The following is a 14061-nucleotide window of genomic DNA, read 5'->3' on the forward strand; positions in this document are numbered from 1 at the left end:
GTATATTTGATTGCATAGATTATTTCGGGTTTTGTTAATTTAATTATAGTGCTGCAAAAATGTTTAAAATTACCTTAGATAATACTGATTAGCGCTTATAAATATTGTGGTTTTCGGTTAGGATATGACGGTTAATATCGACGTATAAACCTCTGTTTAACGGCGTGATTTTATTAATATATTGTTATTGCAGGCTTTTTTGTTTGTGTTCCAGCAGGCGTTGTTATGCGTGTCGGGCTTCCGGGCGTAACGAGATTTGTTATTGCAGACTTTGTTTGAGATTCATCACATAACGTAAGTCTCAGTAATTAAAAATGCGTAGAGCTACGAACAAAATATTACTCAAATTTTTCGCACATTTGTCGCGAACGAGTGCTTTCACATGCAATGACGTTCTTCCAGTTGTCATCCGCGGCAATTGTCCGCTCGGCACGAGGCTCATGGAATAGCCGGAAACCTGGATACAGCATCAACAAGGCAGGCCAGCATCAGCGCCTGTAAGTGAAGAAATATGATAAATGCAAATCGTCCGATACTGAATCTCGATCTCGATCTGCTGCGGACCTTCGTCGCCGTCGCCGATCTGAGCACCTTTGCGGCGGCCGCTGCCGCGGTATGTCGTACCCAGTCCGCCGTCAGTCAGCAGATGCAGCGCCTGGAGCAACTGGTTGGCAAAGAGCTTTTCGCTCGCCATGGGCGTAATAAATTACTGACCGAGCAGGGGATCCAACTGCTCAGCTACGCGCGCAAAATACTGCGTTTTAATGATGAAGCCTGCATGTCGCTAATGTTTGGCAGCCTGCAGGGGACGCTGACTATCGGCGCTGCCGATGAAACGGCGGATACCATCCTGCCTTATCTGCTCAATCGAATCGGCAGCTTCTATCCCAAACTGACGCTGGAAATTAAGGTCCTGAATTACGCCGATATCGTCGCGAAGTTGGGCAGCGGCGAGATTGACCTGGCGTTAACTACCCATCAAACCGGCGAATTTGACGTCCTGACGCTGCGTACCTCGCCGACGCTGTGGTACTGCGCCGCGGATTACGTACTGGCGCACGGAGAATCCGTTCCGCTGGTGCTGCTCGAAGAGTCAGGGCCGTTCCGTGAAGATATCATTTCCGCGCTTAATGCCGCGCAGGTCCCCTGGCATCTGGCGCATGCCGCCAGTTCTCTGGCCGGGGTAAAAGCCGCGGTGAAGGCGGGGCTTGGCGTCACCGCGCGACCGGTTGAAATGATGAGCCCTGAGCTGCGCGTGCCGGGTAAAAGCGACGGTTTGCCCGGCCTGCCGGATACCCATTATGTGTTGAGCTGTAATCCACAGCGAGAAAACGAGCTGGCGCAGGCAATTTTTCAGTCGCTGAGCCAGGACCATAACCCGTGGAAAACAGAAACGCTCTATACCCCGGAAGGGGGAGACGGCTCCCTGGTTTCATAAAGCCAAATTATCATATATCGATCACAATAATCCGGTAACAAAATGTAAGTGTAAAAAAGAGCCGCCGATCGACAAAATGAGGTCAGTGGCTCTTTTTTTTTATATTTTACAAGGATTTTAAGCAGTTTAATAATTTATTGATATATGAATCAATAGGTTGGCCAGGAAGCGGCCATTGTTTCCCTGTTTTTAGCTGCAGTTTCAATACTTCCTGCTAATGTTAAAAAACCGGACGGATTGTTGCCGTTTTCCAGATGTAATTAACAAAAGCGTGTCACAGATCAAGAAAATACCCCTACTTGGGGGGAGGAATCGCGGCCAAATCCTGTCAAAATAGATTGGCGAAACTGATTTACGTCTAAAACGGACACGATTCAACAACACTAAATCCGAATGATATGCAAGGTTATTACGCAACAAAGGGCATTTAATGTTAATGAAAAGATTCCAATGTAAATTAATGTAGTTAAAACTTTTGTTAAAGTTGACAAAAGGTTAAAGAAAGGGGTAAAAAGCCACGGCATTTGGGCTTCCTCATCAACCAGGGACGCTTTTTTGCAAGGTCATTTTTTTATTCCTCCCGTGAAACGCTGTGGCGTTCATCTGCCATCAAGAGCAGAGGGTTTTGGCGCTACACTTTTTTGGTTAAGCAATGCGTATGTCAACATCCACTGAAGTCATCGCTCATCATTGGGCATTCGCTATATTTCTCATCATCGCTATCGGTCTGTGCTGCCTGATGCTCGTCGGCGGCTGGTACCTCGGCGGTCGCGCGCGCGCGCGTAGCAAAAACACGCCGTTTGAATCGGGGATCGACTCCGTTGGTTCGGCCCGCTTACGTCTTTCTGCGAAGTTTTATCTGGTCGCCATGTTCTTCGTTATCTTCGACGTGGAAGCCCTGTATCTCTACGCATGGTCAACCTCCATTCGCGAAAGCGGCTGGGTTGGCTTTGTGGAAGCCGCAATTTTCATTTTAGTGCTACTGGCTGGTCTGGTTTACCTCGTTCGCATCGGCGCACTGGACTGGACGCCTGCGCGTTCCCGTCGCACGCTGGTTAACCCGGAAACAGACAGTCCCACTAACCGTCATATGCAGTAAAAGCGAGGCAATAAGATGGATTATACGCTCACCCGCATAGATCCTAACGGTGAGAACGACCGTTACCCCCTGCAAAAACAGGAGATCGTAACCGACCCCCTGGAGCAAGAAGTCAATAAAAGCGTGTATATGGGGAAACTCGAACATGCGCTGCATGACATGGTGAACTGGGGCCGTAAGAACTCGATTTGGCCGTACAACTTCGGCCTGTCTTGCTGCTATGTAGAAATGGTGACGTCATTCACTGCGGTGCATGACGTTGCGCGTTTTGGCGCGGAAGTACTGCGTGCCTCTCCGCGTCAGGCCGACCTGATGGTGGTCGCCGGCACCTGCTTCACCAAAATGGCCCCGGTAATTCAGCGCCTGTACGATCAGATGCTGGAGCCGAAGTGGGTTATCTCTATGGGCGCATGTGCTAACTCCGGCGGGATGTACGATATCTACTCCGTCGTGCAGGGCGTGGACAAGTTTATTCCGGTTGATGTTTACATCCCGGGCTGTCCGCCGCGTCCGGAAGCTTATATGCAGGCGCTGATGCTGCTGCAGGAATCCATTGGTAAAGAGCGCCGTCCTCTCTCCTGGGTGGTTGGCGATCAGGGCGTCTATCGCGCCAACATGCAATCCGAGCGCGAGCGTAAACGCGGCGAACGAATTGCGGTGACCAATCTGCGGACTCCGGACGAGATTTAACTTGCGCCTGCGGGCGGGAACCAGACTTCGCAAATCAATCTACAAAAGCAGCGAAGCCTCGCCCGGCAGTCACCACGGACCTTTTGCAATGGTGAACAATATGACTGATTTAACCGCGCATGACGCCGCACCAGCCTGGCAAACCCGCGATCACCTTGATGACCCGGTGATCGGCGAACTGCGCAACCGTTTTGGGCCGGATGCCTTTACCGTTCAGCCTACCCGTACCGGCGTTCCGGTGGTATGGGTGAAGCGCGAACAGCTGCTTGAGGTGGGTGATTTCCTGAAGAGATTGCCAAAACCTTACGTGATGCTGTTTGACCTGCACGGCATGGACGAACGTTTACGTACGCACCGCGATGGCTTGCCAGCCGCGGATTTTTCCGTTTTCTACCACCTGATCTCAGTAGACCGCAACCGCGATATCATGCTCAAGGTGGCGTTGTCTGAAAACGATCTGCATCTGCCGACCTTCACCAAACTTTTCCCTAACGCCAACTGGTATGAGCGTGAAACCTGGGAAATGTTTGGCGTGACCTTTGACGGTCACCCGAATCTGCGCCGCATCATGATGCCGCCGACCTGGGAAGGCCACCCGCTGCGTAAAGACTATCCGGCGCGCGCCACCGAATTCGATCCGTTTGAGCTGACTAAAGCCAAGCAGGATCTGGAAATGGAAGCGTTAACCTTCAAGCCGGAAGAGTGGGGCATGAAGCGCGGCACCGAAAACGAGGACTTTATGTTCCTCAACCTCGGCCCGAACCACCCGTCCGCTCACGGCGCATTCCGTATCATTCTGCAGCTGGATGGCGAAGAGATCGTCGACTGCGTGCCGGATATCGGCTACCACCACCGTGGCGCGGAGAAGATGGGCGAACGCCAGTCCTGGCACAGCTACATCCCTTACACCGACCGTATTGAATACCTCGGCGGCTGCGTCAACGAGATGCCGTACGTACTGGCGGTGGAAAAACTGGCCGGGATCACCGTGCCGGATCGCGTGAACGTGATCCGCGTGATGCTGTCCGAACTGTTCCGCATCAACAGCCACCTGCTGTATATCTCGACCTTTATTCAGGACGTCGGCGCGATGACGCCGGTCTTCTTCGCCTTTACCGACCGTCAGAAAATCTACGATCTGGTCGAAGCGATCACCGGTTTCCGTATGCACCCGGCGTGGTTCCGCATCGGCGGCGTCGCCCACGACCTGCCGCGCGGCTGGGATCGCCTGCTGCGTGAATTCCTTGAGTGGATGCCGAAGCGCCTGGATTCCTATGAGAAAGCCGCGCTGCGCAACACCATTCTGATTGGCCGCTCGAAAGGCGTTGCCGCCTACACCGCGAAAGAAGCGCTGGAGTGGGGCACCACCGGCGCAGGTCTGCGCGCGACCGGTATCGGCTTCGACGTGCGTAAATGGCGTCCTTATTCTGGCTACGAAAACTTCGACTTTGAAATCCCGACCGGCGGCGGCGTTTCCGACTGCTACACCCGCGTGATGCTAAAAGTGGAAGAGCTGCGCCAGAGCCTGCGCATTCTCCAGCAGTGCCTCGATAATATGCCGGAAGGCCCGTTCAAAGCGGATCACCCGCTGACCACGCCGCCGCCGAAAGAGCGCACGCTGCAGCACATTGAGACCCTGATTACTCACTTCCTGCAGGTATCCTGGGGCCCGGTGATGCCGGCCAACGAATCCTTCCAGATGGTTGAAGCGACGAAGGGGATTAACAGTTACTACCTGACCAGCGACGGCAGCACCATGAGCTACCGTACCCGTATTCGTACCCCGAGCTATGCGCACCTGCAGCAGATCCCGGCGGCGATCCGCGGTAGCCTGGTATCCGACCTTATCGTCTATCTGGGTAGTATCGATTTTGTTATGTCAGACGTGGACCGCTAATTATGCACGAGAATCAACAACCACAAACCGAGGCTTTTGAGCTGAGTGCGGCAGAGCGTGAGGCTATTGAGCACGAGAAGCACCACTACGAAGACCCGCGTGCGGCGTCCATCGAAGCGCTGAAAATTGTTCAAAAACAGCGCGGCTGGGTGCCGGATGGCGCGATCTACGCGATCGCCGATGTGCTGGGGATCCCGGCAAGCGACGTCGAAGGCGTGGCGACATTCTATAGCCAGATCTTCCGCCAGCCGGTTGGCCGTCACGTGATCCGCTACTGCGATAGCGTGGTGTGCCATATCACCGGCTTCCAGGGGATCCAGTCGGCTATCGAGAAAAAGCTGGACATCAAACCGGGTCAAACCACCTTTGATGGCCGCTTCACGCTGCTGCCGACCTGTTGCCTTGGCAACTGCGACAAGGGGCCGACCATGATGATTGATGACGACACGCACAGTTATCTGACGCCGGAAGCGATTCCTGACCTCCTGGAGCGGTATAAATGAAAACCATTATTCGTACTGCCGAAACGCATCCATTAACCTGGCGTCTGCGCGATGACAAGCAGCCGGTGTGGCTGGACGAGTATCGCAGCAAAAACGGTTATGAAGGGGCGCGCAAGGCCTTAGGCGGCATGGCGCCGGATGAAATCGTCAATGCGGTAAAAGACGCCGGCCTGAAAGGGCGCGGCGGCGCGGGCTTTTCCACCGGTCTGAAGTGGAGCCTGATGCCGAAAGACGAGTCCATGAACATCCGTTACCTGCTGTGTAACGCCGATGAAATGGAACCGGGCACCTATAAAGACCGTCTGCTGATGGAACAGCTGCCGCACCTGCTGGTGGAAGGTATGCTGATCTCCGCCTTTGCGCTGAAGGCCTACCGCGGTTACATCTTCCTGCGCGGCGAATATATCGAAGCGGCGCAGCACCTGCGTCGCGCGATCGCCGAAGCCACCGAAGCGGGCCTGTTGGGGAAAAATATCCTCGGCACCGGTTTTGACTTCGAGCTGTTCGTGCATACCGGGGCAGGGCGCTATATCTGCGGTGAAGAGACGGCGCTTATCAACTCGCTGGAAGGCCGCCGCGCGAACCCGCGCTCCAAGCCGCCGTTCCCGGCGAGCTCGGGCGTATGGGGCAAACCGACCTGCGTCAACAACGTTGAAACCCTGTGCAACGTGCCAGCCATTCTCGCCAACGGCGTGGAGTGGTACCAGAATATTTCAACCAGCAAAGATGCCGGCACCAAGCTGATGGGCTTCTCCGGGCGCGTGAAGAATCCGGGCGTCTGGGAACTGCCGTTCGGCACCACCGCGCGCGAGATCCTCGAAGATTACGCTGGCGGCATGCGCGATGGCCTGAAGTTTAAAGCCTGGCAGCCGGGCGGCGCCGGTACCGACTTCCTGACCGAAGCGCACCTCGATTTGCCGATGGAGTTTGAAAGCATTGGTAAGGCAGGGAGCCGTCTGGGCACCGCGCTGGCGATGGCCGTCGACCACGAGATCGGCATGGTTCCGCTGGTGCGCAACCTCGAAGAATTTTTTGCCCGTGAATCCTGCGGCTGGTGTACGCCTTGCCGCGACGGTCTGCCGTGGAGCGTGAAGATCCTGCGCGCCCTGGAGCGCGGCGAAGGCCAGCCTGGCGACATCGAAACCCTTGAGCAACTGTGTCGATTCCTCGGGCCGGGTAAAACCTTCTGCGCGCACGCGCCGGGCGCGGTTGAACCGCTGCAGAGCGCTATCAAATATTTCCGCGAAGAATTCGAGGCTGGCATTAAGCAGCAGTTCAGCAATACCCATGCAATTAACGGTATTCAGCCGAACCTGCTTAAGACGCGCTGGTAATCTAAAGGTTTTTTATTTTTGGAAGCACGCAAATGGCTACGATTCATGTAGACGGCAAAGAATACGAGGTCAACGGAGCGGACAACCTGCTAGAGGCTTGTCTCTCTCTTGGTCTTGATATTCCATACTTTTGCTGGCACCCGGCGCTAGGGAGCGTCGGTGCTTGCCGCCAGTGTGCGGTGAAGCAATATCAGAACGCGGAAGACACGCGTGGTCGCCTGGTGATGTCCTGTATGACTCCGGTATCCGACGGCACCTTTATTTCTATTGACGACGGCGAAGCGAAGCAGTTCCGCGAAAGCGTGGTGGAGTGGCTGATGACTAACCACCCGCACGACTGCCCGGTCTGCGAAGAGGGCGGCAACTGCCACCTGCAGGATATGACGGTCATGACCGGTCATAGCTTCCGCCGCTATCGTTTCACCAAGCGTACCCACCGCAACCAGGATCTGGGGCCATTTATTTCTCACGAAATGAACCGCTGCATCGCCTGCTACCGCTGCGTTCGCTACTATAAAGATTATGCCGACGGCACCGATCTGGGCGTTTATGGCGCTCATGACAACGTCTACTTCGGCCGCCCGGAAGATGGCACGCTGGAAAGCGAGTTCTCCGGTAACCTGGTTGAAGTTTGCCCGACCGGCGTCTTCACCGATAAAACGCACTCCGAGCGTTACAACCGTAAGTGGGACATGCAGTTTGCGCCGAGCATCTGCCAGCAGTGTTCCATTGGCTGTAACATCAGCCCTGGCGAACGCTATGGCGAGCTGCGTCGTATCGAAAACCGCTATAACGGTACCGTTAACCGCTACTTCCTCTGCGACCGCGGTCGTTTCGGCTATGGCTACGTAAACCTCAAAGATCGTCCGCGTCAGCCGGTTCAGCGCCGCGGCGACGATCTGATCGCGCTCAACGCCGAACAGGCGATGCAGGGGGCGGCGGATATCCTGCGTCAGTCGAAGAAAGTCATTGGTATCGGTTCTCCGCGCGCCAGCATTGAAAGCAACTTCGCGCTGCGTGAGCTGGTCGGTAGCGAAAACTTCTATACCGGCATCGCTAAAGGCGAACAAGCGCGCCTGCAGATGATGCTTAAAGTGCTGCGTGAAGGCGGGATCCATACCCCGACGCTGCGCGATATCGAATCCTACGATGCGGTACTGGTGCTGGGCGAAGACATTACCCAGACCGGCGCGCGCGTTGCCCTGGCGGTACGCCAGGCGGTGAAAGGGAAAGCACGTGAAATGGCGGCGGCGCAGAAAGTGGCCGACTGGCAGATTGCGGCAATTCTCAACATCGGACAGCGCGCCAAGCATCCGCTATTTGTCACTAATATCGACGACACGCGCCTGGATGACATCGCGGCGTGGACCTACCGCGCGCCGGTGGAAGATCAGGCGCGTCTGGGCTTCGCTATCGCTCATGCGCTGGATGACAGCGCGCCGGCGGTTGATGGCCTGAGCCATGACCTGCAGGGTAAAGTCGATGTGATCGTTCAGGCGCTGGCCGGGGCGAAAAAACCGCTGATTATCTCCGGCACTAACGCCGGCAGCATGGAAATCATTCAGGCTGCCGCTAACGTGGCGAAAGCGTTGAAAGGCCGCGGCGCCGATGTTGGCATCACGATGGTTGCCCGCGCGGTGAACAGCGTCGGTCTGGGCATGATCGGCGGCGGCTCGCTTGAAGAGGCGCTGGACGAACTGGAAAGCGGCGCCGCAGACGCGGTTATCGTGCTGGAAAATGACCTGCACCGTCATGCTTCCGCCGCGCGCGTCGACGCAGCGCTTGCGAAAGCGCCGCTGGTGATGGTGGTTGACCATCAGCGCACCGCGATTATGGACAAAGCGCACCTGGTGCTCTCCGCGGCAAGCTTTGCGGAAAGCGACGGTACCGTGGTGAACAACGAAGGCCGCGCCCAGCGCTTCTTCCAGGTTTACGACCCGGCTTACTACGACGCGAAAACCGTGATGCTGGAAAGCTGGCGCTGGCTGCATTCGCTGCACAGTACCGTTAACAACCGTCAGGTTGACTGGACGCAGCTGGACCACGTCATCGATGCGGCGATTGCCGCCCTGCCGCAGCTGGCGGGCATTAAAGATGCCGCGCCGGATGCGACCTTCCGCATTCGCGGCCAGAAGCTGGCGCGTGAACCGCACCGTTACAGTGGCCGCACGGCGATGCGCGCTAACATCAGCGTGCACGAGCCGCGTCAGCCGCAGGATAAAGACACCATGTTCGCCTTCTCAATGGAAGGGAACAACCAGCCGTCCGCGCCGCGTTCGCAGATCCCGTTCGCCTGGGCGCCGGGCTGGAACTCCCCGCAGGCATGGAACAAATTCCAGGATGAAGTGGGCGGTAAACTGCGCCACGGCGATCCGGGCGTGCGTCTGATTGAAGCTTCCGCCAGCGGGCTGGAGTACTTCACGGCGGTTCCGGCCAGCTTCCACGCGGAAGAAGGCAAATGGCGTATCGCGCCGTACTATCACCTGTTTGGCAGCGATGAGCTGTCGCAGCGCTCTCCGGTGTTCCAGAGCCGGATGCCTGAGCCGTACATCAAGCTGAACCCGGCGGATGCCGCAAAGCTTGGCGTCAACGCCGGGGCGATGGTTTCCTTCAGCGTAGAAGGCCAGACGCTGAGTCTGCCGCTGGTTATCTCTGAAGGGCTGACCGCAGGACAGGTTGGCTTACCGATGGGCATGCCGGGCATCGCGCCGGTACTGGCCGGGGCGCGTATTGATTCACTGCAGGAGGCGCAAGCATGAGTTGGTTAACGCCGGATCTTATCGACATTCTGTTAAGCATCCTGAAGGCCGTGGTCATTCTGCTGGTGGTCGTCACCTGCGGCGCGTTCATGAGCTTCGGCGAGCGTCGTCTGCTCGGCCTGTTCCAGAACCGCTACGGACCTAACCGCGTGGGCTGGGGCGGTTCGCTGCAGCTGGTCGCCGACATGATCAAGATGTTCTTCAAAGAGGACTGGATCCCGCGCTTCTCCGATCGCGTGATCTTTACTCTGGCGCCGGTTATCGCCTTTACCTCGTTGCTGCTGGCCTTTGCTATCGTGCCGGTTAGCCCGTCGTGGGTGGTCGCCGACCTGAACATCGGTATTCTGTTCTTCCTGATGATGGCAGGCCTGGCGGTTTACGCGGTCCTGTTCGCCGGTTGGTCGAGCAACAACAAATACTCGCTGCTGGGGGCGATGCGTGCTTCCGCACAAACGTTGAGCTACGAAGTGTTCCTTGGTCTCTCCCTGATGGGCGTGGTGGCGCAGGCGGGGTCATTCAACATGACCGATATCGTCAACAACCAGGCGCATCTGTGGAACGTCATCCCGCAGTTCTTCGGCTTCGTGACTTTCGCCATCGCCGGCGTGGCGGTGTGTCACCGTCACCCGTTCGACCAGCCGGAAGCGGAGCAGGAACTGGCCGATGGTTACCACATTGAATATTCCGGTATGAAATTCGGTCTGTTCTTCGTCGGTGAATACATCGGTATCGTCACCGTATCAGCGCTGATCGTGACGCTGTTCTTCGGCGGCTGGAATGGCCCGTGGTTACCGCCTTTCATCTGGTTCGCGCTGAAAACCGCGTTCTTCATGATGATGTTCATTTTGATCCGCGCATCATTACCGCGTCCGCGTTATGACCAGGTAATGTCCTTTGGCTGGAAGGTATGCCTGCCGTTAACGCTGGTCAACTTGTTGGTAACGGCGGCTGTCATTCTCTGGCAGGCGCAATAAGGGGTGAATTGAACATGACCTTAAAAGAATTATTGGTAGGGTTCGGCACCCAGGTCCGCAGTATTTGCATGATCGGGATGCACGCCTTCGCCAAACGTGAAACTCAGATGTACCCGGAAGAGCCGGTATATCTGCCGCCGCGCTATCGTGGCCGTATCGTGCTGACGCGCGATCCGGACGGTGAAGAGCGCTGCGTTGCCTGTAACCTGTGTGCGGTAGCCTGCCCGGTTGGCTGTATTTCTCTGCAGAAAGCAGAGACCAAAGACGGCCGCTGGTACCCGGAGTTCTTCCGCATCAACTTCTCACGCTGCATTTTCTGCGGCCTGTGCGAAGAAGCGTGCCCGACCACGGCGATTCAGTTGACCCCGGACTTCGAACTGGGCGAATACAAACGTCAGGATCTGGTGTACGAAAAAGAGGATCTGCTGATTTCCGGTCCGGGCAAATACCCGGAATATAACTTCTACCGGATGGCGGGTATGGCAATCGACGGCAAAGATAAGGGCGAAGCGGAAAACGAAGCTAAGCCAATCGACGTCAAGAGCCTGTTACCGTAAGGAGAGGGGCAATGGAATTCGCTTTTTATATCTGTGGCCTGATAGCCATCCTCGCAACCTTGCGGGTCGTCACCCACACCAATCCGGTGCACGCGTTGTTGTACCTGATCATTTCGCTGTTAGCGATTGCCGGGGTGTTTTTCTCGCTGGGCGCTTACTTCGCCGGTGCGCTGGAAATCATCGTTTACGCCGGGGCCATTATGGTGCTGTTCGTGTTCGTGGTGATGATGCTCAACCTTGGCGGCACCGAGATCGAACAGGAACGCAAATGGCTGCAGCCGGGGATCTGGATTGGCCCGGCCATCCTTTCCGCGGTGCTGCTGGTGGTTATCGTTTACGCCATCCTGGGCATCAATGACCAGGGTATCGACGGCGCGGCGATCAACGCCAAAGAAGTGGGTATTGCGCTGTTTGGGCCGTACGTCCTGGCGGTGGAGCTGGCCTCCATGCTGCTGCTGGCGGGCCTGGTTGTCGCCTTCCACATTGGCCGCGAAGAGCGCGCCGGTGAGGTGCTGAGCAACCGCGTGAACGACAGCGACAAAAGAAAAACGGAGGAACACGCATGATCCCCTTAACACATGGACTGATCCTGGCCGCCATCCTGTTTGTGCTCGGCCTGACTGGTCTTGTGATCCGCCGCAATCTGCTATTTATGCTGATTAGCCTGGAAATCATGATTAACGCCGCCGCGCTGGCATTCGTGGTCGCGGGAAGCTACTGGGGCCAGACTGATGGTCAGATTATGTATATCCTCGCTATCAGCCTCGCGGCTGCGGAAGCGAGTATCGGTCTGGCGCTGCTGCTGCAGCTCCATCGTCGCCGCCAGAACCTGAACATCGATTCAGTAAGTGAGTTGCGTGGATGAACATGCTTGCCTTAACCATTCTTCTGCCATTGATTGGCTTTGTGCTGCTGGCCTTCTCCCGCGGACGCTGGTCGGAAAATCTTTCCGCCACCGTTGGGATGGGCTCGGTAGGCCTGGCGGCGCTGGTGACGGCGTACGTCGGCGTCGACTTTTTCGCTAACGGCAAACAGGCGGTCAGCGTACCGCTGTGGAACTGGATGTCGGTCGGTGATTTCAACATCGGCTTCAACCTGGTGCTGGATGGCCTGTCTCTGACCATGCTCTCCGTGGTTACCGGCGTCGGCTTCCTGATCCACATGTTCGCCTCCTGGTACATGCGCGGCGAAGAGGGCTACTCTCGCTTCTTCGCTTACACCAACCTGTTTATCGCCAGCATGGTCGTTCTGGTGCTGGCCGATAACCTGCTGTTGATGTACCTGGGTTGGGAAGGCGTGGGTCTCTGTTCTTACCTGCTGATCGGTTTCTACTACACCGATCCGAAGAACAACGCCGCGGCGATGAAAGCGTTCGTGGTCACCCGCGTCGGCGACGTGTTCCTCGCCTTCGCGCTGTTCATTCTTTATAACGAACTGGGCACCCTGAACTTCCGTGAAATGGTTGAGCTGGCGCCGCAGCACTTCGCTAACGGCAGCACCACGCTGCAGTGGGCGACGCTGATGCTGCTCGGCGGCGCGGTCGGTAAATCCGCTCAGCTTCCGCTGCAAACGTGGCTTGCCGATGCGATGGCGGGCCCGACGCCGGTCTCTGCGCTGATCCACGCCGCTACCATGGTGACCGCGGGCGTGTACCTGATTGCCCGTACCCACGGCCTGTTCCTGATGACGCCGGAAGTGCTGCATCTGGTCGGTATCGTTGGCGCAATCACGCTGGTGCTGGCGGGCTTCGCCGCGCTGGTGCAGACCGACATCAAACGCGTGCTGGCTTACTCGACCATGAGCCAGATTGGCTACATGTTCCTCGCGCTGGGCGTGCAGGCATGGGACGCGGCGATCTTCCACCTGATGACGCACGCGTTCTTTAAAGCGCTGCTGTTCCTGTCGTCCGGTTCGGTGATCCTCGCCTGCCATCACGAACAGAACATCTTCAAGATGGGCGGCCTGCGCAAATCCATTCCGCTGGTTTATGTCTGCTTCCTGGTGGGGGGCGCGGCGCTGTCCGCTCTGCCGCTTATCACCGCAGGCTTCTTCAGTAAGGATGAGATTCTGGCTGGCGCGATGGCCAACGGCCATATCAATCTGATGGTAGCGGGCCTGGTCGGCGCCTTTATGACCTCGCTGTATACTTTCCGTATGATTTTCATCGTGTTCCACGGTAAAGAGCAAATTCACGCGCACGCAGGGAAGGGGATTACCCACCATCTGCCGCTGATTGTGCTGCTGATTCTGTCCACCTTCGTTGGCGCGCTGATTGTGCCGCCGCTGGAAGGCGTTCTGCCGCAGACCACCGAGCTCGCTCACGGTAGCGTGATGACGCTGGAAATGACCTCCGGGATTATCGCTATCGCCGGCATCCTGATCGCCGCGTGGCTGTGGCTGGGCAAACGTACGCTGGTGACTTCCATCGCCAACAGCGCTCCTGGCCGCTTCTTCGGTACCTGGTGGTTCCATGCCTGGGGCTTCGACTGGTTATACGACAAAGTGTTCGTCAAACCATTCCTCGGTATTGCCTGGCTGCTGAAGAGCGATCCGCTGAACTCGTTGATGAATATCCCGGCGATTCTGTCCCGCTTCGCAGGCAAAGGTCTGCTGGTGAGCGAGAACGGCTATCTGCGCTGGTATGTGGCTTCAATGAGCATCGGCGCGGTGGTGGTGCTGGCTCTGCTGATGGTACTGCGTTGAGTTTGTTGGCTGGATGAACGATTGCCGGATAGCGCTGCGCTTATCCGGCCTACAAACCCAAAAATAATTTTTAGAATTCGTTGAAAATCTGTTCCTGATGTACAGGC

At 56.6% G+C, this 14061-nt stretch carries 12 protein-coding genes; all 12 read left to right on the top strand.

The annotated features are described in order from the left end of the window. The first annotated feature begins 511 nt into the window (after nucleotides 1–511). The 12 genes from ABLV66_RS07540 (at nucleotide 512) to nuoL (ending at nucleotide 13954) form a co-directional block, all read left to right on the top strand. The gene (locus tag ABLV66_RS07540) at nucleotides 512–1438 is read left to right on the top strand and encodes a LysR family transcriptional regulator (protein WP_045391466.1); all 927 of its coding nucleotides are present in this window, start codon (nucleotides 512–514) and stop codon (nucleotides 1436–1438) included. A gap of 652 nt (nucleotides 1439–2090) precedes the next feature. Continuing rightward, complete coding sequence (gene nuoA / locus ABLV66_RS07545) at nucleotides 2091–2537, top strand: NADH-quinone oxidoreductase subunit NuoA (protein WP_002913181.1); 447 nt, start codon at nucleotides 2091–2093, stop codon at nucleotides 2535–2537. A 15-nt stretch (nucleotides 2538–2552) separates the two neighbouring features. Next, nucleotides 2553–3227 carry an NADH-quinone oxidoreductase subunit NuoB gene (gene nuoB / locus ABLV66_RS07550; protein ID WP_002913178.1) on the top strand — a complete coding sequence of 225 codons (675 nt, stop codon included), beginning with the start codon at nucleotides 2553–2555 and terminating at the stop codon, nucleotides 3225–3227. Between the two features lie 88 nt (nucleotides 3228–3315). Then, on the top strand, nucleotides 3316–5124 hold the full coding sequence (nuoC, locus tag ABLV66_RS07555) for an NADH-quinone oxidoreductase subunit C/D (RefSeq protein WP_015365585.1): 1809 nt from the start codon (nucleotides 3316–3318) through the stop codon (nucleotides 5122–5124). A gap of 2 nt (nucleotides 5125–5126) precedes the next feature. Beyond that, a complete protein-coding gene (gene nuoE, locus ABLV66_RS07560; protein WP_015365586.1) occupies nucleotides 5127–5627 on the top strand; it encodes an NADH-quinone oxidoreductase subunit NuoE in 501 nt (166 codons plus the stop codon). Next, on the top strand, nucleotides 5624–6961 hold the full coding sequence (nuoF, locus tag ABLV66_RS07565) for an NADH-quinone oxidoreductase subunit NuoF (protein WP_045391464.1): 1338 nt from the start codon (nucleotides 5624–5626) through the stop codon (nucleotides 6959–6961). Before nuoE ends, nuoF begins: the two co-directional genes overlap by 4 nt. 32 nt (nucleotides 6962–6993) lie before the next feature. Then, nucleotides 6994–9720: an NADH-quinone oxidoreductase subunit NuoG gene (nuoG, locus tag ABLV66_RS07570; RefSeq protein WP_348876094.1), complete on the top strand. Its 2727-nt coding sequence runs from the start codon at nucleotides 6994–6996 to the stop codon at nucleotides 9718–9720. Then, nucleotides 9717–10694, top strand: coding sequence for an NADH-quinone oxidoreductase subunit NuoH (nuoH, locus tag ABLV66_RS07575; protein WP_015365589.1), 978 nt, complete (start codon nucleotides 9717–9719; stop codon nucleotides 10692–10694). Before nuoG ends, nuoH begins: the two co-directional genes overlap by 4 nt. A 14-nt stretch (nucleotides 10695–10708) precedes the next feature. Then, nucleotides 10709–11251, top strand: a complete 543-nt coding sequence (nuoI, locus tag ABLV66_RS07580) for an NADH-quinone oxidoreductase subunit NuoI (RefSeq protein ID WP_015365590.1) — start codon at nucleotides 10709–10711, stop codon at nucleotides 11249–11251. Nucleotides 11252–11262: 11 nt separating this feature from the next. Continuing rightward, complete coding sequence (nuoJ, locus tag ABLV66_RS07585; protein WP_015365591.1) at nucleotides 11263–11817, top strand: NADH-quinone oxidoreductase subunit J; 555 nt, start codon at nucleotides 11263–11265, stop codon at nucleotides 11815–11817. Beyond that, nucleotides 11814–12116 carry an NADH-quinone oxidoreductase subunit NuoK gene (gene nuoK, locus ABLV66_RS07590; RefSeq protein ID WP_004865088.1) on the top strand — a complete coding sequence of 101 codons (303 nt, stop codon included), beginning with the start codon at nucleotides 11814–11816 and terminating at the stop codon, nucleotides 12114–12116. Before nuoJ ends, nuoK begins: the two co-directional genes overlap by 4 nt. After that, a complete protein-coding gene (gene nuoL / locus ABLV66_RS07595; protein WP_015706160.1) occupies nucleotides 12113–13954 on the top strand; it encodes an NADH-quinone oxidoreductase subunit L in 1842 nt (613 codons plus the stop codon). Before nuoK ends, nuoL begins: the two co-directional genes overlap by 4 nt. Nucleotides 13955–14061: the final 107 nt, after the last annotated feature.

The sequence above is a fragment of the Klebsiella sp. CN_Kp073 genome (genome assembly GCF_040065495.2).
In the GTDB taxonomy this organism is placed as follows: domain Bacteria; phylum Pseudomonadota; class Gammaproteobacteria; order Enterobacterales; family Enterobacteriaceae; genus Klebsiella; species Klebsiella aerogenes.

What these genes read in the sequence shown, in the direction of transcription:
- ABLV66_RS07540 (WP_045391466.1), top strand. Translation starts at nt 512, where the DNA reads ATGATAAATGCAAATCGTCCGATACTGAATCTCGATCTCGATCTGCTG.
- nuoA (WP_002913181.1), top strand. Translation starts at nt 2,091, where the DNA reads ATGCGTATGTCAACATCCACTGAAGTCATCGCTCATCATTGGGCATTC.
- nuoB (WP_002913178.1), top strand. Translation starts at nt 2,553, where the DNA reads ATGGATTATACGCTCACCCGCATAGATCCTAACGGTGAGAACGACCGT.
- nuoC (WP_015365585.1), top strand. Translation starts at nt 3,316, where the DNA reads ATGGTGAACAATATGACTGATTTAACCGCGCATGACGCCGCACCAGCC.
- nuoE (WP_015365586.1), top strand. Translation starts at nt 5,127, where the DNA reads ATGCACGAGAATCAACAACCACAAACCGAGGCTTTTGAGCTGAGTGCG.
- nuoF (WP_045391464.1), top strand. Translation starts at nt 5,624, where the DNA reads ATGAAAACCATTATTCGTACTGCCGAAACGCATCCATTAACCTGGCGT.
- nuoG (WP_348876094.1), top strand. Translation starts at nt 6,994, where the DNA reads ATGGCTACGATTCATGTAGACGGCAAAGAATACGAGGTCAACGGAGCG.
- nuoH (WP_015365589.1), top strand. Translation starts at nt 9,717, where the DNA reads ATGAGTTGGTTAACGCCGGATCTTATCGACATTCTGTTAAGCATCCTG.
- nuoI (WP_015365590.1), top strand. Translation starts at nt 10,709, where the DNA reads ATGACCTTAAAAGAATTATTGGTAGGGTTCGGCACCCAGGTCCGCAGT.
- nuoJ (WP_015365591.1), top strand. Translation starts at nt 11,263, where the DNA reads ATGGAATTCGCTTTTTATATCTGTGGCCTGATAGCCATCCTCGCAACC.
- nuoK (WP_004865088.1), top strand. Translation starts at nt 11,814, where the DNA reads ATGATCCCCTTAACACATGGACTGATCCTGGCCGCCATCCTGTTTGTG.
- nuoL (WP_015706160.1), top strand. Translation starts at nt 12,113, where the DNA reads ATGAACATGCTTGCCTTAACCATTCTTCTGCCATTGATTGGCTTTGTG.